Annotated in this window: 19 protein-coding genes and 1 pseudogene; 19 read left to right on the top strand and 1 reads right to left on the bottom strand. The window is 50.5% G+C overall.

All coding sequences use genetic code 11. The features are described from left to right. The first annotated feature begins 4 nt into the window (after nt 1–4). The 10 genes from HMPREF9469_RS33300 (at nt 5) to HMPREF9469_RS03645 (ending at nt 12391) form a co-directional block, all read left to right on the top strand. Nucleotides 5–2359, top strand: a complete 2355-nt coding sequence (locus HMPREF9469_RS33300; protein ID WP_007859284.1) for an FAD-dependent oxidoreductase — start codon at nt 5–7, stop codon at nt 2357–2359. Between the two features lie 113 nt (nt 2360–2472). Beyond that, entirely contained in the window at nt 2473–4131 is a 1659-nt protein-coding gene (locus tag HMPREF9469_RS03685) for a hypothetical protein (protein ID WP_007859283.1), read from the top strand. Nucleotides 4132–4183: 52 nt separating this feature from the next. Further along, nucleotides 4184–4792: a nucleotidyltransferase family protein gene (locus tag HMPREF9469_RS03680; protein ID WP_040415491.1), complete on the top strand. Its 609-nt coding sequence runs from the start codon at nt 4184–4186 to the stop codon at nt 4790–4792. Between the two features lie 20 nt (nt 4793–4812). Then, complete coding sequence (locus HMPREF9469_RS30510) at nt 4813–5925, top strand: histidine phosphatase family protein (RefSeq protein WP_007859279.1); 1113 nt, start codon at nt 4813–4815, stop codon at nt 5923–5925. 167 nt (nt 5926–6092) lie between these two features. Continuing rightward, the gene (locus HMPREF9469_RS03670; protein WP_007859277.1) at nt 6093–7619 is read left to right on the top strand and encodes a Y-family DNA polymerase; all 1527 of its coding nucleotides are present in this window, start codon (nt 6093–6095) and stop codon (nt 7617–7619) included. Then, nucleotides 7616–8074: a hypothetical protein gene (locus tag HMPREF9469_RS03665; RefSeq protein WP_007859275.1), complete on the top strand. Its 459-nt coding sequence runs from the start codon at nt 7616–7618 to the stop codon at nt 8072–8074. The genes HMPREF9469_RS03670 and HMPREF9469_RS03665 overlap by 4 nt, the downstream gene beginning before the upstream one ends. A gap of 194 nt (nt 8075–8268) precedes the next feature. Then, nucleotides 8269–9843, top strand: coding sequence for an amidase family protein (locus tag HMPREF9469_RS03660; protein ID WP_007859272.1), 1575 nt, complete (start codon nt 8269–8271; stop codon nt 9841–9843). 284 nt (nt 9844–10127) lie between these two features. Then, a complete protein-coding gene (locus HMPREF9469_RS03655) occupies nt 10128–11018 on the top strand; it encodes a cation diffusion facilitator family transporter (protein WP_007859269.1) in 891 nt (296 codons plus the stop codon). An 82-nt stretch (nt 11019–11100) separates the two neighbouring features. Next, entirely contained in the window at nt 11101–11568 is a 468-nt protein-coding gene (locus HMPREF9469_RS03650) for a metal-dependent transcriptional regulator (protein WP_007859267.1), read from the top strand. Beyond that, nucleotides 11540–12391 (top strand): MarR family winged helix-turn-helix transcriptional regulator, encoded by an 852-nt coding sequence (locus tag HMPREF9469_RS03645; protein WP_007859265.1) that lies wholly within the window; start codon nt 11540–11542, stop codon nt 12389–12391. The genes HMPREF9469_RS03650 and HMPREF9469_RS03645 overlap by 29 nt, the downstream gene beginning before the upstream one ends. A gap of 63 nt (nt 12392–12454) precedes the next feature. On the opposite strand, the gene HMPREF9469_RS03640 is transcribed toward HMPREF9469_RS03645, so the two are convergent. Continuing rightward, entirely contained in the window at nt 12455–13882 is a 1428-nt protein-coding gene (locus HMPREF9469_RS03640; protein ID WP_007859263.1) for an MATE family efflux transporter, read from the bottom strand. A 282-nt stretch (nt 13883–14164) separates the two neighbouring features. On the opposite strand from HMPREF9469_RS03640, the gene HMPREF9469_RS03635 reads away from it, so the two are divergent. From HMPREF9469_RS03635 to HMPREF9469_RS03595, 9 genes and pseudogenes are all read left to right on the top strand, one after another. Next, nucleotides 14165–15271: an SMEK domain-containing protein gene (locus HMPREF9469_RS03635; RefSeq protein ID WP_007859261.1), complete on the top strand. Its 1107-nt coding sequence runs from the start codon at nt 14165–14167 to the stop codon at nt 15269–15271. Between the two features lie 129 nt (nt 15272–15400). Beyond that, nucleotides 15401–16006: a DUF6273 domain-containing protein gene (locus HMPREF9469_RS31885; RefSeq protein ID WP_007859259.1), complete on the top strand. Its 606-nt coding sequence runs from the start codon at nt 15401–15403 to the stop codon at nt 16004–16006. 27 nt (nt 16007–16033) lie between these two features. Further along, a pseudogene (locus HMPREF9469_RS31880) lies at nt 16034–16548 on the top strand (nitroreductase family protein). A 165-nt stretch (nt 16549–16713) separates the two neighbouring features. Continuing rightward, complete coding sequence (locus HMPREF9469_RS03620) at nt 16714–17337, top strand: TetR/AcrR family transcriptional regulator (protein ID WP_040414939.1); 624 nt, start codon at nt 16714–16716, stop codon at nt 17335–17337. Continuing rightward, nucleotides 17334–18788, top strand: a complete 1455-nt coding sequence (locus HMPREF9469_RS03615) for an MATE family efflux transporter (protein WP_007859246.1) — start codon at nt 17334–17336, stop codon at nt 18786–18788. Before HMPREF9469_RS03620 ends, HMPREF9469_RS03615 begins: the two co-directional genes overlap by 4 nt. Next, nucleotides 18785–19387, top strand: a complete 603-nt coding sequence (locus HMPREF9469_RS03610; RefSeq protein ID WP_007859244.1) for a cytidylate kinase-like family protein — start codon at nt 18785–18787, stop codon at nt 19385–19387. The genes HMPREF9469_RS03615 and HMPREF9469_RS03610 overlap by 4 nt, the downstream gene beginning before the upstream one ends. Before the next feature lie 124 nt (nt 19388–19511). Further along, on the top strand, nt 19512–20003 hold the full coding sequence (locus HMPREF9469_RS03605) for a sigma-70 family RNA polymerase sigma factor (protein WP_007859242.1): 492 nt from the start codon (nt 19512–19514) through the stop codon (nt 20001–20003). Next, a complete protein-coding gene (locus tag HMPREF9469_RS03600; protein WP_007859240.1) occupies nt 20000–20887 on the top strand; it encodes an RsiV family protein in 888 nt (295 codons plus the stop codon). Before HMPREF9469_RS03605 ends, HMPREF9469_RS03600 begins: the two co-directional genes overlap by 4 nt. Before the next feature lie 28 nt (nt 20888–20915). Continuing rightward, nucleotides 20916–21443 carry a hypothetical protein gene (locus HMPREF9469_RS03595; protein ID WP_007859238.1) on the top strand — a complete coding sequence of 176 codons (528 nt, stop codon included), beginning with the start codon at nt 20916–20918 and terminating at the stop codon, nt 21441–21443. Nucleotides 21444–21625: the final 182 nt, after the last annotated feature.

The raw sequence follows: 21625 nt of genomic DNA, 5'->3' as shown, positions 1-21625 counted from the left end.
TGGAATGAAAAAATTTAGTCATATCAATGCCGGTAGTTTTGAGGAAGCATCGGAGGCATTAAAATCATATGAAAAAGCCCAGCCGGTTGCCGGAGGTACGGATCTGATCGGAACCCTGAAACAGAACCTGCTGCCGGATTATCCGGAACTGCTTGTAAACCTGAAGGAGATTCCGGATACCGGATACATAAGAGACAATGGCGATACGGTTTCCATCGGCGCGCTGACAAAGCTCTGCGACATCGAGGAATCCGGCCTGCTTGCAGGCGGGCTGAACGCGGTCCGGGAAGCAGCCCGCAGCATCGCATCCCCAATTGTGAGGAATGCGGCAACCATGGGCGGAAACCTCTGCCAGGATGTGCGCTGCTGGTATTACCGTTATCCGGATAACATAGGCGGACGCCTGATGTGTGCAAGAAAGGGCGGAGAGGAATGCTACGCCATCCATGGAAGGAATCAGTACCATTCCGTCATGGGCGGCATGAAAGCAGGCATAACGCCGTGTTCCGCGGAATGTCCCGCGGGAACGGATATCCCGGCTTATATGCAGAAGATCAGAGAGGACAACTGGGACGGGGCAGCTGAAATTATCATGCAGGTGAACCCCATGCCCATGCTCACAGCCAGGGTATGCCCCCATACCTGCCAGACAAAATGCAACCAGTGCCAGCACGGGGATTCAGTCAGCATCCACTCCGTAGAGCGCGCTCTGGGAGATTACATTCTGGAACATGCATCCAGATTCTATCCGGCTCCCAGCCAGGAGACCGGTAAGAAGGTTGGTATCGTGGGAGCAGGCCCTGCAGGTCTGACAGCCGCATATTATCTGCGCAAGGCCGGACATCAGGTCACGGTTTATGAAAAGATGGAGGAAGCCGGCGGCGTCCTCATGTACGGAATACCGGAATACCGTCTGCCCAAGCATTATGTCCGCGACCTGGTGGCGGCCATAACGGGAATGGGAGTACAGTTTAAGTACAATACGGAAGTGGGCAAGGATATTGCCATGGAAACCATCAAACAGGATCACGATACCGTGTTCCTGGATACGGGAGCGTGGAAACAGCCGATCCTTGGTATTGAAGGCGAGCAGCTGACCCATTTCGGCCTCAATTTCCTGGTGGAAGTGAAGAAGTTCATGAGCAGGCAGATCGGGAAGGAAGTTCTTGTATGCGGCGGCGGAAATGTTGCCATGGACGTTGCTCTGACAGCCGTCCGCCTGGGCGCACAGAAGGTAAAGCTGGTGTGTCTGGAGCAGCGGGAGGAGATGCCTGCCACAGAGGAAGAGATCGCACGCGCGGAGGAAGAGGGCGTGGAGATTTATAACGGCTGGGGCCTGGAGCGCGTGGCGGAATCCGGTGACGGACAGGTAGCCGGACTGGAAGCCAAGAAATGCGTGTCCGTATTTGATGAGCATGGACATTTTAGCCCGGTCTATGATGACGCGCACAAGCAGATGTTCGCATCCGACTGTATCATCCTTGCAACCGGACAGCGTGTTGACCTGGACTTCCTGGGCGAGAAATACAAAGAGGAATTAAAGGATGCAAGGGGCCTGATCGAGGTTGGCGAACACAAGGATACAAGGGCGCCGGGCGTTTATGCAGGCGGCGATGCGGCCTCCGGTCCGTCTGTTGCCATCAAGGCGGTCCGTGATGGCGGCGTTGCGGCCAGAAGCATGAGCAGCTATATGGGGTTCCCGCTTCAGCCCAAAAAGGAGGAAGAAGGATTCCTGCGCCATGACAGCTTGGCTATTGAGATTCCAAAGGCTGCGGTGGAGAAGGATACGCCGGTAAATGAGCGCTGTCTGGAAAAAGAAGATTCAGAAAGCCTGACACAGGAGGAAGCAAAAGCCGAGGCAGGGCGCTGCATGAACTGCGGCTGCTATTCCGTAAATGCTTCCGACATGAGTCCGGTGCTGATCGCCCTCGGCGCAAAAATCCACACCACAAGACAGGTATTTGAGGCGGAAGATTTCTTCGGCGTGATGCATGCCGCAGACAAACTGGAGCCGGGAGAAATCGTGACTGAGATCACAATTCCCAAACAGGAAGGCTGGCGCACCGGCTATTTGAAGATGCGTCTGCGGGAGTCCATTGACTTTGCCGTGACCTCCCTTGCCTACGCATATAAGGAGGAGGACGGAGTTATCCGCGGCGCACGCCTGGCAGCGGGCGGAATAGCCCCTGTTCCGGTACGCCTGTTCAAGGCGGAGGAACTTCTCACAGGCAAGGCCGTCACCGAAGAACTGGCGGAGGAGGCGGCACAGCTGGCCTGCGCCGGCGCGGCGCCTCTTAAGGAAAACGCCTACAAGCTTCAGGAGATAAAGGTACAGATCAAGAGGTCCCTGGGACTGTAAGGCGGGTTGTACCGGACAAATAATATATAAGTGAAATGCTGCGGCAATATCCGGCTCCGGTTAGGAACCGGATATTGTAAGTGGCAAGTGGAAATATGGGGGAGGCGTTGTTTATGGAACAGACATTAAACTGCTGCATTTCTGAAAATGAGGATATCATAACGGTTGGAGCAGGGGTAACGCTTTCCGTCATGGCTGAATCAGAATTGCTGAAACGGGAGGCGAAACCGCTGTTTGACGCTGCGGTGATGCTGACCGGCAGAGGGAAGGAAGCATTGGAGGACACAGCGGTGGATACAGCGATGGAAGCATCGGAGGACAAAGACACCGGTGTAAAGGCACCAACCATATGTGATGAAATTTTTCAGAATGTTAACTGTGGTTTCACAGGAAGCGCAGTGCCCTGTATCAAAGAAGGCGGTACGGAGTGCCATGCCCTCTGGGAAAAGGGATGCGCCTTTTCCGTGATGGGAGGCAAGGCGGTTGGAACAACATCCTGTGTATCCGCCTGCCCGGTTGGCATGGAGATACCGGCCGTACTGGAGCAGCTGCGGGACAAAGACGGTCTGGAGGCCCGGAGGATTATCATGAAGTATAATCCCATGCCGTCTGTTACCTGCCGGATGTGCGGACAATGTGAGGCTGCCTGTATCCGTTCAAAGCATGACCGGAGCGTGGGGATCAGCGGGGTCTTTCAGGCGATGGGGGATGATATCGCGGCCCATCCTGAGATATTTTACGCCGTTCCATCCGGTGACAGCGGGAAGCGGATCGCCGTCAAAGGATGCGGTCCGGCCGGCGTGGCTGCCGCTTTCTATCTGCGAAAGCTTGGAAACCGCGTATGGGTGTTTGAACAGCGGTCAGAGGAAGAACTCACAAAGGAACTTAAGAAAATGATTCCTGATTTCCCGGAAACGGAATTTAGCGGATATATCCGGGCGCTGTCCGGCATGGGGGTTGTATTCCGGTTCGGCGCGGACAGCGGGGAATGGGATGAGAATGAATTTGACCGTCTGGCAGAGGGGGCGTACATGTCTTGCAGCGCGCCGGAATTCCTGAGGGAGGTGCGCAGAGGCTATGAGACCGCCAACCGGATCAATCTGGACTTTGGCCTTAAATCATATATGAAACCTGGAAAAACATTTATTGGTTTTGATTGGGAAGCATTTGCCGGAAGGATGGACCAACGGATAGCCCCTATATCATCCGGGCTGGGGGATAGGGATTGCGGTACAGACTATGGTACAGACTGCGGTACAGACTGGGAAGCGGTCAGCACGGAAGCTGTCCGGTGTCTGAACTGCGGATGCTACGGAGTGAACAGATCCTGTACCCGGGCGATCCTGACCGCCCTGGATGCGCAGATAAGGACGAATAAAAGGAGCCGGCGGGCGCTGGATTTTTTCAGTGTGACCGATCCGGCCGGGCAGCTGGAACCTGGAGAGGTGATTCAGACGTTTGAAATTCCAAAATCTGGGGATTATACCAGCGGATATCTGGAATTTGGTCATGGGTCCGGCGTGGCGTTTGCATATTTTGTGCAGCACGGGAAGATCAGGGATGCACGGATCGTATACAGCGGGATCGCACCTGTGCCGGTGCGCATGATCGAGACCGAAGCATTTCTTCGGGGGAAGGAAATAAACAGCGGGACAATGGAACAGGCAGCCGCTCTTGTATGCCGGGAAGTGATACTGACCGGTGATGGCCGGGATCAGGCGGATGAAATGAAAAAACTTCTGGTCCGTTCACTGGAGGGCAAGGAGATCTAATGGATGGGAAGCTTGGGGGATGGAAGTCATTTCCCGGAAAGGGGATAAAGGGATGAAACAAACAGGTGCGGTATTGCTGGCAGCCGGTCTTTCATCGAGGATGGGGGCATTTAAACCCATGCTTCCCTTTGGCGGGGATACTATTTCCCGTCAAGTGGTTTCCACGCTCCTTCAGCTGGGAGTGGACCCTGTGGTGGTGGTAACGGGATTCAGAGCAAATGAGCTGGAGGAGCATTTACGCCCGCTGGGCGTCCGGTTTGTGAGAAATGAGCGGTATAGGGAGACCCAGATGTTTGATTCTGTGAAGCTGGGGATGGAGGCAGCTGTCAGAGAGTGCGGACGCGTCATGGTCATGCCCATGGATATTCCGGCTGTCAGGCCGGACACCATTGCCGGTCTTTTAAACATGGACGCGGAGGTTGTATACCCTGTGTGCCGCGGTATTCCCGGCCATCCCCTGGTGATGGAACGCCGGATTGCCGCGGCGGTCTGCGGGGACAATGGGGACGGCGGTCTTTGGGAAGCTGTGAAGCGGACGAAGGCCGTCATATTGGAACTGGAGACAAAGGACGAAGGGATTTTAAAGGATGTGGACACACAGAGAGAATACCGGGATCTGATCCAGTGGAACCATGCCAGACAGAGTATTGGGAACCGATAAGGGAAATGAGGGAAGCTGATATGAGGATAATCTATTTGATACGTCACGGGAGAGTGGGATTTCCCAACGGAATTAAGAGGTGCATTGGGCGGACCGATTTACTGTTGGACGATTGGGGGAAACGCCAGGCAGAAGATTTGAGGGAGTATTTTAGACTCCATCCGGTGAAACATATCTATTGCAGCCAGCTTACGCGTTCCATAGAAACCGCGCGGATCCTGGGGGGATGGAAAACGGACGGGCGGGATGGGAGCTGGATACCGGATGAGAATGGAGCGGACCGGATGGCAATACCGGTACGGATCGACCAGGACCTCCAGGAGCTTGATATGGGGGAGTGGGAAAATGTTCCCATGGCGGATCTGGATAAAACGCTGGAGCAGGAACCCGTAAAAGGGGAGAGACGAACCGAGGCGAAATCCAGGATGGAACGGGCGGTCACCAGGATCCTGAAGGAGACGGACGGGGATGTGGCGGTGGTTGCCCACGCAGGGATCAACTGCTGTTTTCTGGCCGGCATTACCGGGAGTCCGTTGGAGACATCGCGGGCCCTGTTCCAGCCATACGGAGGGATCAGCCGCATAGCGGTGCGGGAGCTTGAGAACGGCAGCTTTAATTACCAGCTACTGGAACTGGGAAGAATGCCAAGGCTGTATCCCACAGATGAGGAGTGTGCCGCAATGCTGGAACATTACAGGACCCCGGAGCCGGTCAGGAAACACTGCTGCAAAGTTGCATCCATAGCAGAAGTGCTGGGAAAGGTACAGGAACAGATGGGAGTGTCCCTGGACCAGGAATTGATCCGCAGTGCATCCCTGCTTCACGATATCGCGCGGCACAGGGAGAACCATGCCCGGGAAGGAACCAGGATCCTGATGCGGGAAGGTTATCCCGCGGTTGCAGAGATCATCCGGCAGCACCATTGCCTGGAACAGGAGGAGATCAATGAGGCGGCTATCGTGTACCTGGCAGATAAGCTGGTAAAGGGAGACCGGACCGTGACCCTGGAAGAGCGGTTCCGGGACACGGAGCAAAAGTGCAGGGCCAGCTATGAAGCCTGGAATAACCATGAGATGCGAAGGGAGCAGGCATTTCGGATCTTACGTATGATGGGAGCAGGCATGGACCGGTAAGACTGCTTTAGTTTTAATGAGGCTGCTGCCTTTGCGGTTGAAAAATCGTGAGGGCGGCGGCCTTTTCTTTACATGTTGTACAAAATCAGAGGAATAATATGATATAATATTACTGTCCGAGAGGTGAAAATGATGTTATGGTTTACGGACAAAAGGAGTGGATACAGTTGACGGAGAGCAGAACCTATATTGCCATTGATCTAAAAACCTTCTACGCTTCGGTAGAATGTATGGAGCGCGGCCTTGATCCCCTGACCACCAATCTGGTGGTGGCGGATACCAGCCGAACGGAGAAGACCATCTGCCTTGCGGTTTCTCCATCCCTAAAAGCTTATGGGATTCCCGGCCGGGCCAGATTATTTGAGGTGGTCCAAAAGGTAAGGGAAGTGAATGCCATACGGAGGCGACAGGCCCCGGACCATGTGTTTTCCGGAAGTTCTGCGGATGACAGGGAGCTGAAGGCGGATGCCGCATTATCACTGGATTATATTGCCGCCCCGCCCCGCATGAACCTGTATATGGATTACAGCACAAAGATCTACAACATTTACCTGAACTATATTGCCCCGGAGGACATCCACGTCTATTCTATTGATGAGGTTTTCATTGATGTGACAAGCTATCTGGGCACATACCGCCTCACGGCACGTGAACTGGCCAGGAAAATGATCCTGGATGTGCTAAAGGCCACCGGGATCACGGCCACGGCCGGGGTTGGGACGAATCTGTACCTTTGTAAGATCGCCATGGATATTGTGGCAAAGCGGATTGAGCCGGATGAAAACGGAGTCAGGATCGCTGAACTGGATGAACTGTCCTACCGGCGTATCCTGTGGACCCACCGGCCCCTTACGGATTTCTGGCGTGTGGGAAAGGGATATGCGAAAAAGCTGGAGGAACACGGCCTTTATACCATGGGCGATATTGCAAGATGTTCCCTGGGCAGACAGGGGGATTATTATAATGAGGATCTGCTGTACAAGCTGTTTGGGATCAATGCAGAGCTTCTCATTGACCATGCATGGGGATGGGAACCGTGCACCATTGCGGACATCAAGGCATATAAACCCCAGGAGAGCAGCATGGGTTCCGGCCAGGTGCTGCTGTGCCCGTACGGATTTGAAAAGGCCAGGCTGATCGTCCAGGAAATGACGGATCTTCTGGCCCTGGACCTGGTGGATAAAGGGATGGTGACGGACCAGATCGTGCTTACGGTTGGCTATGATATAGAGAATCTAACCCGGCCGGAGATACGCAGCCGGTATAAGGGACCCATTGTGACGGACCGATATGGACGCCGGATCCCGGGACATGCCCACGGATCAGAGAATCTGGGATGCAAAACCTCGTCCGCCAGGCTGATCATGGAAGCAGCCATGAGGCTGTACGACCGGATTGTGGACAGGGACCTGCTGGTCCGCCGGGTCAGCGTTGCCGCGGCCCATGTGGAGGAGGAGAGCGGTATCCGGGAACAGGAGACATTTGAACAGCTGGATCTGTTTACGGATTATGAGGCAATGGAAAAGCAGAGGGAACAGGAACGACAGGATCAGGAACGGGAGAAACGGATGCAGAAAGCAATGCTGGACATCAAGAAGAAATTTGGGAAAAATGCGATCCTTAAGGGCATGAACCTGGAGGAGGGCGCTACAACCATGGAGCGCAACAAGCAGATCGGAGGTCACAAGGCATGATACGCAAAGAAGAGGATGATCCCCAACGCTATGATGATATCATCAACCTGCCCCGCCATGTTTCCCTGTCAAGGCCTCAGATGGCGGTTTCGGACCGGGCGGCCCAGTTTTCCCCGTTTGCGGCCCTGACGGGATATGAATCCGCAGTAAAAGAGACGGCGCGGCTGACGGACAGAAGAATAGAGCTGAATGAGGATGAAAAGGAGACTTTGGACCAAAAGCTGCTGATCATTAAAGAATGTTTGAAGGGGCAGTTAAAAGAGCGTCCCTCTGTTTCAGTCACATATTTTGTTCCGGATGAGAAAAAGGAAGGAGGGCATTATGCCACGGTCACAGGCAGCATCAAACAGTTATCCGAATATAAAAACCTCCTTGTCCTGTGGGATGGGACCGGGATCCCTCTGAGTGATATAGCGGATATTGACGGGGAGATATTTTGGCCCATGGAGCGGTAATCGGTCCATGGAGCTTTTTATTTTGTCACATGAATGTCAAATCCGGGTGTTATTATAAAAATAACCGTGCTGCACTGTGCAGCTACCGGCATTCGTAAAATAACAGGATATAAAACCATGGTTTGGTAAAGAATAAAACCATGTTTTAGGTGAAAGGATATATCCGAAAATAACAGCTTTGCCAGGAGAAATAGATGAGTAAAGGCATAAATAAAAGTACGGAAAAAGGTGCGGATAAAAGAAAAAGAATAGGAATCACTGCGGCAGGTGTGGGGATCGTTCTGGCGGCAGGAGTGCTTATCTATATAAAAGCAGCAGCCCCTCCGGGCGAGGCATGGATCTCTTATAACAATCAAAGGGTGCTGGATTCCATTGAAAAACAGCTCCACGGGATGAAGATGGAAGAGATCAGGAAAAAGGAACCATATATTCTTGAAAAAAGCATCCGGGAAATCCAGGACGAAGCAGCCAAAGGAACGATCAGCTATGAAGAAATGACCGCGATCTGCCTCTATCGGATCCAGACCCTTGACCAGAAGGAAAAAGGGTATAATTCCGTAATTTCAGTGAATCCCCATGCCATTGAGGATGCCAGGGAAAGGGACCGGGAGCGAAAGGATAACCCAAAGGCAGGTCGTGGTATGTACGGAATACCGGTCATGCTGAAGGATAACATGAATGCCTCGGACATGGCAACCACCGTAGGTACGGCTGCTTTTTCGGATTATTATCCCTCAGAGGATGCAGAATTGGTAAAGACCCTAAAAGAAAACGGGGCGGTGATTCTGGGAAAAAACAATCTGTCAGAGTTTTCCGGTTATGTATCCAGCGTTATGCCGGCCGGATACAGCGGCAATAAAGGGCAGACGATCAACCCGTTCGGGCCGTTAAAGCTGTCGGCTTCCGGTTCCAGCAGCGGCAGCGCCGTTGCGGTGACATGCAATCTGGCTCCGGTGTCCGTTGGAACGGAAACGGACGGCTCTGTTATAGCTCCGGCTGCCATGAACTCGGTTGTAGGGTTCAAGCCTTCCAGAGGAAGTATCTCGTCAGAAGGCATTTTCCCGCTTATTAAAAAAATCGATACCCCAGGGATCCTTGCCAAGTGTGTGGAGGATGCGGGGACCGCGTACAACGGCGCGGCCAACACCCCGGTTTCGCCGGATTATAGGCCGGATGCCTTAAAAGGAAAGACAATAGGCCTAATAAGATATGAATATAATGACAAAGAAAAACTGGATGAGTTAAAGAAAACACTTCAGGATATGGGAGTTCATGTGGTGGAACCGGAGTTAAATGAGAACGGGATCATTGTCTTTCACCATATTGCGCTTTCTTTTAAAAAGGATTTTGAAGATTATGCCCAGGCCTATCATTTTCCTATCCAAACGTTGGAAGAACTGATCGTGTTTAACCGGAATAATCCCCAGAGGAATATCAAATACGGACAAGATCTGCTGGAGGAAGCGGTAACGATTGAAAACGCGGATATGGACCGGATCAACGGATCCATACGGAATGCAGATGATGCCTTGTCAGCGGTGTTTGACCGGGACCGCCTGGATGGGCTTGTCTTTTTAAACAGTTCAGGGACCACGGCTCCTGCAGCAGCAGGCTATCCTGAGCTGACAGTACCGTTCGGGACCGGAACGGGAAATGCTCCCCAGGGCGCCACATTTGTGGCGGAATATGGGGAGGATCAAACATTGTTGGAGATGGGGTATTCCTTTGAGTGCTTTGCAGCGGGGAGGGTGGATCCTCTTGATCATTAAATCAGGAGATGGTTTATCTTTATAAGCAAGCATTCTGTTTTTCAGATGCATGATGTGTAACATCACTGTAATATATCCTCAGCGGCCAAGGGGCGTGCGTCCTTGTCCGCTGAGAGAAGGAAAAATAATTTTTAAAAAAATAAATCGTACGTTCATATTGACAATACATCAGGTACCTGCTATATTTATGACAGGTACCTGATGTATTTTGCGTTTTGTGGACGGATTCCGGAGCATGGATGAAAAAAGCTTCAGCAATCCGTGTTTGAGAGGAGTTGATCAATATGGAACAGACAATACCACAAACGGTTTCCAGGGAAAGCCTGGGCGCTAAAGTCGGTCTTTTTTCCACCATCGGGAATGTTGTACTGTTTGTATGTAAGTATCTGGCGGGAACGCTGTGCGGGAATGTGGCGGTCCTGGCGGAAAGTTTTGACAATCTGATGGATTCTCTGAATTCTCTGCTGGTGATACTGGGATTTCACATGTCGGGACGGAAGGAAGATTATCTTCATCCATACGGGCACGGCAGGTGTGAATATGTCCTGGGGCTTATCATTGCCATCACCATCATTCTTACAGGAGCAGCCATGCTTCGGGAGTCCATCCTGTGGATCCTGTATCCGCCGGACCGTTCATTTCCGGCCGTGGTCTACGGGGTGTCGGCACTTTCCATCCTTGTAAAGTACGCCATGTCGCTCTACACCAGCCATATGAATAAGCAGCTGGATTCATCTGCGCTGAAAGCCTGCGAGCAGAACGAGGCGGCGGATATCCGTATGACACTTCTCACAGTGGGATCGGCTTGTCTGTATTCCCTGTCCGGATTTTCAGTGGATGGGGTCGTGGGGATCGTGATCAGCGGGCTGATCTTAAAGGATGGGCTGAAGTCATTTGCAGAGCACTTTGTACTGCTCCTTGGAGAAGGGGTCTCAGGGCAGCAGATGGCACAGATCCAGGCAATATTTGATTGTAAAAAGGATATGGTGACCCTGAAAAAGGCGGATCTGCACGACTACGGACCTGAAAGCAGGATCATTTCCCTTCAGGTCACAGTGAATCCGGTCTGTTCGCCTGTGGAGGTGAACACGTGCATGGACAGCATTTCGGAGGATATTAAGGCATTGGGACTGTGCCCGGCATTTTCGCTCAGTATGGAACAGATCCTGGTATGAGGGGTCCCTGATATGAGCGGTCCCTGATATGACAGGCCCTTGGTATGACAGGCCTTAATATGGCAGGCGGGAGAGGTAAGCTATGAATATCACTGCTTCAAAAGAAGACTATTTAAAGGCGATTCTGCATCTGAAAGAGAAAAACGGGTATGTGCGAGCCACGGATGTGGCAGAGGTCCTGTCGGTCAAAAAGCCCAGTGTATCCATTGCCTTTGGCAAACTGGCAGCGGATGATCTGATCACAGTCCACGAGAACCACCAGGTGGACCTGACAAAAGCCGGGTATGATATTGCGGCAAAGATCAACCACTCCTATGAGACTGTCAAACAGTTTCTGTGCAGCATCGGGGTTCCGGAGAAAGTGGCGGAACATGATGCGTGCAGGGTGGAACATTATCTTAGCCAGGAATCGGTGGTGAGTATCGGGGGACTGGTTGGAGAGAAGACAAAAAACAGGCAGGGAGAAGATACAGGACAAATAGATGCGGGGCAAAAAAGCGAAAAGCGAGGAGGAACGCAGTATGGAGAAAAACAATATGGAGGAAAATAATATGGAACAGAACAATGCGAATCAGAATAATACGGAACAGAATAATACGGAACAGAATGGTGGAAATCAGGATAATGCGAACCAGAACACCACCGCTCACAGCGGCATGGAACAGGAAAACAAGCACCTGTCAGAGCATTTCTTTCATATAGGTATGCTTTTACACCGTTACCAGACAGAAGCAGCACGGGAAAATGGCCCTATGGGAAGTCCGTATAAGGGACAGGGGAGGATACTGGCGATTTTAAAACTGAAACCGGAGATCAGCCACAGGGAGCTGTCCTATCTTTTGGGGATCAGCACCCAGTCCATGAGCGAACTGCTGCGGAAGCTGGAGAGCAAAGGGTATGTGAAACGGGTACCCTCGGAACAGGACAGGCGGAGCATGAATATTGTACTGACGGAAGAAGGAAAAAAGGCCGTGGACCGGGCCGGAGGGTTGGATGACCGCGACACGGAACGGCTCTTTGACTGCTTTAGCGAGGAAGAGAAGGAACAGTTTAAACAGTACCTGGAGCGCCTGGAACAGGCCATCATCGGGCAGCTGGATCCGGAGCACGCAAAGGAGTATACATTTGAAAGAATGAAGGAAATGCATGACTATATCCTTGCCCAAAATCCCAGGGAGCGCGTACGTTCCCATCATCATGCCCATGGCATGGGAATGGACGGATCCCCGAGGGGAGAACGGGCAACCCGGGGTGAGAGACAGGAAGGGCCGTTTCATGGAGAAGGACCCCAGGGACCCTTTTGCGGAGGCTTTGGGCGTGGTCCGGCGAATGATGAGGACGAGTTCAGGAGGAGATTTGGGAGACGGAGGTAGATGGGCCTCTGTCTGGAACAGACGGAACAAACGTATTATGTTGATCCGCAGTTAGGATATTTTTTATACGTCCGAAAGTACTGCCTGAGCGGTATTGGTTCCTCTGTGTCTTTCTGCCTCGCTCTCATCAGCCAGCCGCGTCAGCTTTTTAAGCACAACGCCCATGATCAGCACCGCTGCGCCAAATGCCGCCACATCCGCAATGGGCCCGGAGTAAAGCGCTCCCGTGACTCCCAACAGCTTTGGCAAAAGCAAGGTGAGGGGCACACTCAGGATAAAATCCCGGAGCAGGGACAGCACCATGGATAGGGCCGGTCTGCCGATGGACTGGAGGAAAATGCTGCATGCCTTCTGGAGGCAGCAGAGCACGATTCCGCTGAGGAAAATGCGGAAGGCCAGCACGGCGAACTCATTGTAAAGACCATCCTCGCTTCCGAACAGGCTGATGATCTGTATGGGAAATGCTTCAAAGCATACCACGGAGACAAGCCCTACACAGAATTCGGCTATCATCATGGTACGGAAAATGCATTTTACCCGGTGCCATAGGCCTGCACCGTAGTTATATCCCACAATGGGCTGTGCTCCGGCGGCGATCCCCACCACAATGGAGATGACGATCTGAAACACCTTCATTACAATTCCCACCACAGTCAGGGGAATGTCGGAGCCGTATTTTGACTGTGCTCCGTAAAGCACCAGCACATTGTTCATCACCGCCATGATGACCACAATGGAGATCTGGGTGAGAAAGCTGCTGATCCCAAGGGGCAGGATATGTTTCAGGATCCCTGCACTTGGCAAAAAGCTTGTGGGTTTCAGCCGGAAGGATTTGGTCCCGGTAAGGTAGTAGACCGCCAGCAGGGCGGAGACGATCTGCCCGGCAATGGTAGCCAGCGCCGCCCCCTTCATGCCCCATCCCAGGATAAAGATGGCCACAGGGTCGAGGACCACGTTGATGATGCAGCCGACCAGGGTGGAACCCATGGCAAACTGCGGGCTGCCGTCCGCACGGATGATGGAATTCATGGAGTTGGCAAACATAAAAAAGGGAATACCCAGGATCAGACAGGAGAAATATTCCCTGGCATATTCTATATTGTTTACCGTTGCCCCGAATCCTGTGAGGATACTGTCACGAAACAGAGCGAACACCAGTGTCAGCAGGATTCCCGACACGGTGATCAGTCCGATGGCGTTGCCCACGCTCTTGTGGGCATTTTCCGCGTCCATGCGCCCCTGGCAGATGCTCAGGTAAGCCGCGCAGCCGTCACCCACCAGAAGGGAAATGGCAAGAGCGATAATGGTGATGGGGAATACCACATTGGTGGCGCCGTTTCCAAGGAATCCCACCCCGCGGCCGATGAAGATCTGATCCACAATGTTATACAGGGCGGATACCAGCAGCGACATGATACAGGGGATGGAGAAGCGGAGCATCAGTTTTCCGATGGATTCCTCCGCCATATATTGGTTTGCGTTTTGATTCATAATGACCTCCGTTTTAGTTGAATGCATAAATGATAGATAGATGAAAGCACAAAAAAGACTGCGGCTTCTGTGAATGACCTTCACGACAGAAGCTACAGCCATATTGCAGTATTTAATATACCAGATTTTCACAGGGGATGTAATAGGTTAATGTATACAATCTTTTCTATCATTTATATTGTGAACTTTTCTTGTTGCATATTCCTCAGTATGGTAAAATAAGACAGAAAATGTATCTACGTGGAAGCAGGAAAGTGAATTTAAGAGGAAGCATGGTGAAAAATGAAGCGGCAGGAGCAATTTGCGTATCTGGAAGAACGTTTGTGTCATTTATGTAATTATATTCAATATTGTAATTTCAAAAATTATACAGATATAAACAGGATATCGGAGGGATTTATTCGTAACATAATTAATATTGTATATGGATATAGTTGTAAAGATTTAAATAGCGTACGGTTGAATTATCCAGGGATAGACTTGGGCGATGACGCTGCCGGAATAGGGATTCAGGTAACTTCTGCTTGCGGTTTTGATAAGGTAGTGGATGCTTATACTAAGATCTATCATCCGGATAATGCAATAGATGGAACATTGATCGCTGAATTATACGGTAAGCAGATAATATTTGTGTGCGTTTCAATTGATAAAAAAGTTAAATTTCAAAAGAAAAGCCAGGAGGAAATAAAAAGGATTTCACATGGTAGATTTCAGTCTTCTGATATTGTTGATATGAGGGATTTGATTTCGGAAATTGAAAGGTTATTTGATGATGACCATAAACGGTTTATGAAGGCATATAAATGTATATCTGAAAATATTGATACTCTGCCGGAACCGGTAACGGATCAACGGGTACTGGAGGAGCTGCTGCATTGCTTTAACAGGCCAGCCTTTACAACGGATTTTGAATATGAATGCAGTATGGAAAATTTTGAACGGGCTATTACTGAAACAATTGCTTTTATTAATGTGGGAAAAAGTGATCATAGAACAGGGCGATATAGTTTTACGGTTGAAGATTTCAGCTCACAGACCTTAAAGAATGGATTTAGAAAAATAGTTGACGGATTGAACATGATCCGAAAATTATACCTGTACATGCAGGATAAAGCGCATATGGTAAAGGTAAATGATAAAAAAGCAATCTATGTGGATTGCGAGATGATATTTTGCAGGGCGATGAATGATACACGTGCACTCCTTTTGTATGAACTTAGGAGAATTGCAGAAGGGGAAAAGATACCATTTGATATAAATCCGGGTTATTATGAGGATTCTCTTTATCATTCACCCAAAATAGCGGGAGATTTAGATGATTTTCTAGTAACATTGCAGAAGGTTTACAAAGCTTATATCGAACAATGCAAGGTAGATCGGGAAGAATGAACAAGTATATTACTTATGAAAACGCCTTATATCCAATAGGTATCCGACACAAATCATGGTATAATCTCCTTAAGCGTGATCAAATGGCGAATGGAACAAAATACATTGTAACAAATATGGGAGGTAAGGATGCAGGCAGGAGATAAGATATCCTTTGGAGATTATGAATGGCGCGTGCTTGACGTACAGGACAATACTGCATTGATCATAACTGAATATGTGATAGAGGAGCGGTCTTACCATGATGTCTACAAAGATATAACATGGGAGGAATGCTCCCTGCGAACATATCTTAACGGGGAATTTTATAATAAGTTCAGCGAAAGGGACCGGTCAAGGATCATTTCCGTGCTGAATCAAAATATGGACAACCAGTGGTATGGCACAAAAGGCGGAGCAGACACATGGGACAGAATCTTTTTGTTAAGCCTTGAGGAGGCTGCGTGCAACTATTTTGGCGACAGCAGTTCAAAGCTTTATCACCCCGGAAAAAATCAAAGATACTGGTTTGAAAGAAAAGATATGAATAACAGCAGGCGGATCGCGCACCATCTTGAAAATGGACGGGGCTGGTGGTGGTGGCTCCGCTCACCTGGCCGTGTTGGCATAAAAGCGGCCTATATCTGGGGGACTGACGGCAATATAGGCATCCAGGGCAACAATATTTTAAAAGGCAATCTGGATGAGGGCAGGTGCAGAGGCGGTGTCCGTCCTGCTTTGCGGCTGATGCTGTAGGATGGAAGTAAATGTGTCGGCTGCGGCATGTGCGTTAAAGTGTGCGTTGCGCATAATTTGGTATTAAATAATAAAAAAGCGGAGACAGTATTGCAGGCAGGCTTACCCACACGGCAAAGAATATGCAGGATGTGTCCTATGTCGTGTTGGATCAGGAAAAGGACCGTATTGAGAAAATAGCGGTTAGCCTGTTTAAAAAGATAAAGCCCTTGGCGGATCTGTTAAACCCCATGGCAAGGAATCATGAGATAGATGACCACTTTTTCTTTTTTAACGCTCCCGCCGTGATCGTGATCCTGGCTAAGAATCAAACAAACGGTATACTTGCCGCGCAAAACATGGAATTTGTAGCAGAAGCACATGGACTTGGCGTACTGTACAGCGGATATTTTACAATGGCCGCCAATGCTTCACACAAAATCAAAAACGCAATGAGCGTACCCCGGGGGAAACGTGCAGCAATGACATTGGTCCTCGGTTATCCGGATGTGAGATTTTACCGTTCCGTACAGCGTGAGAAGTTAGATGTCACATATAAGTAGATGGTTTATGCGCTTGCGCGGTAATTTGCCGCGCAGGCGTATTTTCTTTTGTCATCTTCAATGGCTTTATACATTTTTCATAATCAATAATATTGACCACCAGGTCAATATATGCTATCCTATAAGAAATTGACCAATAGGTCAATAATTGAAAGGATGGGTTCCATGAAGCGGGAAGAAAAGAATCAGCAGACAAAGCGCCGGATTATGGACAGTGCATTGAAGGAATTTACGGAACAGGGATATGGGGGCAGTTCGGTGAACCATATCTGTGAGGGGGAAGGATTTTCAAAAGGAATTATTTTCCACTATTTCCAGACCAAGGATGAGCTGTATCTGGCCTGTGTGGAGGAATGTTTCCGAACGCTGACGGGATTTTTGCGGGAGGCGCTGATCCTCGACAATGAGCCGGTGCACCGGCAGCTCCAGGCATATTTTAATGCCAGGTTTGATTTCTTTCAGGCATTTCCCATGTACCAGCGGATATTTTGTGAGTCTGTCATCATGCCGCCCCGCCACCTGGAGGCAGCGGTACGGGAGCAAAAGGCTGAGTTTGACGCCCTGAATCTCTCCATATTGGAGCGGATCCTGGCGCCTCTTAGGCTGCGTCCGGGGATCTCCCGGGAAAAGGTGGTGGACCTCTTTGTCCAGTTCCAGGATTATGTGAATGTGCGATACCAGAATATGAGGGAACAGGACATTGATTTTAAGACACATGAGGAGGACTGCCGCAGGGCATTGGACGTATTGCTTTACGGTGTGGTGGAGCGAAAGGAAGTGGCGCAATGACCCAGGAAAACAAACCCCAGGAAAACAAACCCCAGGAATCCATATTGGGGGAGCTGAAACCCTCAAGGGCGATCACAAAGCTGGCGGTTCCTGCAACCCTGGCGCTGCTGGCCAAGGCGGTCTATAACATTGTGGACACAGCCTACATCGGTATGCTGGGATCGGATATCGCACTGGCTGCCGTGGGAGTGACCCTGCCGCTGCTGCTGATCATGGTATCGGTGGAGAATATCTTTGCAGCCGGAGCAGCGGTGCTGGCAGGACGCCAGCTGGGAGCGGGAGATAAGAATGGAGCCAACCGCACCGTTACATCCGTGGTGGGGATCTCTGTGGGGATTGGATTTTTCCTGTGTGTGGCGGGCATCATTTTCATGGAACCTCTGCTGCGATCCTTTGGGGCCTCCGAGGCCGTGCTGCCCCAGGCAAAGGACTATGCGTTCTGGATGTTTATCGCAGCCATTGCCAATCTTCCGGCCCAGAGCATGAACTGTGCGGCCAGGGCGGAATCCTCGGTCAAGATCTCATCCGTTGCAGTGATCACCGGGGCGGCCCTCAATGTTGTTCTGGACCCCATATTCATGTTTGAATGGGGCTTTGGGATGGGCGTGGGAGGCGCGTCCCTTGCCACCACGGTTTCCCAGTTTGTTACATTTTTCATTCTGGGATGGTTCTATATGAGCGGACGCTCTGTTATAAAGATCAAAAAGGATTTTTTCAGGCCCCATTGGAGGCTGATAGAAGCGGTTACTGTGATCGGGATTCCTACGGCTGTGATTCAGATCTGCCTTGCAGTCGCCACATCACTGACCAATATAGCCGCCAAGCCCATGGCGGATGCGGATCTGATCATTGCGGCGTACGGCGTGGTCCAGCGGCTGATCCTGATCGGCTGTTATGTGATCATGGGGTTTATGCAGGGATATCAGCCCGTGGCATCATTTTCCTTTGGCGCCAATAAGGAGGAACGGTTCCATGAGTGCGTCCGGTTTGCCCTGCGGGCTTCCCTGGTCCTTACGGTGTTGGTGGCCGGGGTCTACATACTTTTGGCTAGGCCGCTGATCATGCTGTTCAACCAAAATCCGGCGGTCATTGGTTACGGCGCAAAGCTGCTGATTTCCCAGGTGGCGCTCTATCCGGCTTTTGGACTTTGCTACATGATGACCATCACATTTCAGACCATCGGTGCATCCAGGTACGGACTGTTCCTGTCCGTGATAAGGCAGGGATTGTTCTATGTTCCCTTTATCCTGATTCTGCCCCGGGCATTGGGCGTGACGGGCATCTATCTGGCCCAGCCGGCCGCTGACATACTGACTATTCTGGTCTGCCTGTTCTCTGTCAGGCCCATGAAGCGGACCGCATCGGAGAATATGGCGGCTGCGGTGAACGGAACATCACCGGGAGGAAATCCCCCGGGTGGAAACAACCCATACAGAGGAGAAAATACATGAGAAAAACGGTCATAACCATCAGCCGGCAATATGGAAGCGGCGGCGGGGAAATCGGGGAGCAGCTCTCCGGGAACCTGGGCATTCCGCTGTATGATAAACAGCTTTTTATGGAGGCGGCCTGTCAAAGCGGCATCCACCGGGACTTTTTTGAGAATGCCGAGAAGCGGGGGCAGGACCGCTTTTCCTATATGTATGGTTCCGTGACAGCCGGGCATACCACCTTAAGCGACCGGATTTTCCTGGAACAGTCCAAAACCATCCGCAGGCTGGCAGAGGAGTCGCCGTGTATTATCGTGGGGCGGGGAGGCAATAAGATCCTCTGGGATCTTCCAGGGGCGCTTCACGTATTCATCTACGCAAAAGAAGCGTACAGAAAACGCCGTATTGTTGAATTATACGGCGTGCCGGAACCGGACGCGGACCGGCTGATCAGGCAGCTGGACAAAAAGAGAAAGTCCTATCTCCTCAATTATACGGAGCAGGTTTGGGGAGATCCCCGCAATTATCATTTGTGTATTGACAGCGGCTATACGGGGATTGAAAACGGGGTGAAGATCATTCAGGCGTTATATTTGGCGGATGAGAGTACCAAAATGTAAAAATATAGATTGGCTGAAGTCAGGGCGGGAAATCAGAAAAGATGATCCTGCCCTGAAACTTTTTCGCTCAAATAAGAATCTATAGATCAGATAGCAAATTACAAAACGGAGAGGGAAATGACCCATGAGACAGGATTTATATGACAGGATCGTGGACTATATTGTGGAAAACCAGGATAAGTTTTACCGTCTGGCCTACAGTTACGTCCACAACAAGGAGGATGCCCTGGATATTGTCCAGAGCGCGGTCTTAAAAGCGCTGGACCATTATCAGGCGCTGCGGGATGAAAATGCCGTTAGAACATGGTTTTACCGCATTCTTGTCAATGAGAGCATAGGGCTTATCAAACAGCGAAAGCGGGAAACCCTGACAGAGGATGGTATGGATGAGGATGTGCCTTATTACGAAACCGGCTATGATTCGGAGGATGATCTTTATGACCAGCTAAACTGTCTGGAAACGGATGTGCAGACCATTATTAAGCTGCGGTATTTTGAGGAACTGTCCCTGAAGGAAATTGCCTATGTCACTAAATCCAATCTGAATACGGTAAAAACAAAGCTATACCGTGGATTAAAACAGTTAAAGCAGAGTATCCAGGAGGTGGAGGTATGAGCCGGTTAGAAGATGCTAAGAAAAAATATGATAAGACCGAGATTCCAAAGGAACTTTCTAAACGGGTGCAGGCAGCGGTGGAAGAGTCCGGGGCCAGGAAGAGGAAACGGGAAAAAGTGGTGAGGATCCGCAGAAGAAAGGTACTTGCGGGAAAATGCGCCGGAGTGGCTGCCGGGCTGGCAATCGTGTTTACCACAGCTTTGAACACCAATACCGCGTTTGCAGATATGGCGGCCCGGCTTCCGGTGGTTGGAGGCGTTGCGCGGCTTCTCACCTTCCGCTCCTATGAAAAGGATGAGGGGGACTGGAAGATATCGGTGAAGATCCCCAGCGTGGAAATGATCGCTGCCGACACCAACGGGCTGGACGATTCCCTGAATCAGGAGATACACGAACTGTGCATCCGCTATGGGGAGGAGGCGCAGCAGCGGGCAATGGAATACAAGAAAGCATTTATGGAGACAGGGGGAACCGAGGAAGAGTGGACGGCCCACAACATTGAGATCAATGTGTGGTATGAGATCAAATCCCAGACCGAAGATTACCTTTCCTTTGCAGTCATGGGGACTGAGAGCTGGACTTCTGCTTACAGTGAGGCCAGATATTACTCCATTGATCTGAAGAACGGAAAGCTTGCCACCCTTCAGACGCTTCTGGGAGACGAGTATGTCCGGAAAGCGGATGAGAGCATTCAAACTGCCATGAGGGAACGGCAGGAAACGGAGGGGATCGAATTCCGGGCACAGGATGAGGGGGGATTTTCCGGTATTGATGAGAACACAAAATTTTATGTCAATGAGAAGGGAAATCCGGTCATTGTGTTTGACAAGTATGAGATCGCTCCCGGAGCTTATGGGGCAATGGAGTTTGAGGTGGAAAGGTGAGAATAAGATCATGGAGGTTATGAAATTTATGAAGATCATAAAAATCATGAAAAGGAATATGGTGTGCGGACTTTATATTACAATGGCAGGAATGACAATGACTGCCTGTGGACAGATGACAGGGGCTGAGGTATCGGCAGAGATCCATACCGGGGAACTGCCGCAGGCCGGGGCAGGGGAGGAACATGTGTCAGGCTCAGACATCCGCTCCTACGAAGACAATTTCACTGTTCCAAAGTCCGATGTATCAGATTTTGCAAAAGAGATAAAAGCCGCAGTGGCATCAAAGGACCTGGACACATTAGCGTCCCTGGCCTCCTATCCCCTTTATATTGGATTCAAAGACGGCGGCATTTCCATTGATACCGCGCAGGAGCTGACCGCATTGGGGCGGGACCGTATTTTTACGCCGGAAATGCTGGAGTCAATAGAAGGTGCGGACGAGGAAGGAATGTCACCCAGTATGGCAGGTTTTTCCATGACAAAAGAAGGGATCCCAAACATTATATTCGGAGTCAGCGAGGGGAGACTGGCTGTAAAGGGAATTAACTATTGAATGGCTGCTTTTGCTGCGTTTCCCAGCTGACCCATTTAACGTTAACGTTTTTATATGGTTGATTGAATGCAGTAAAAACGCCCTGGTCTATATCATTGTTTGTGATCATATTCTTTTTTCTTAGGCATTAATAATCCTCCTTGACTGGAGGAATCCACTTACCAAGAGAATCATATCACATT

It is taken from the genome of [Clostridium] citroniae WAL-17108 (genome assembly GCF_000233455.1).
Taxonomy (GTDB): Bacteria; Bacillota; Clostridia; order Lachnospirales; family Lachnospiraceae; genus Enterocloster; species Enterocloster citroniae.
This window is presented reverse-complemented; position numbering and strand designations above follow the sequence as displayed.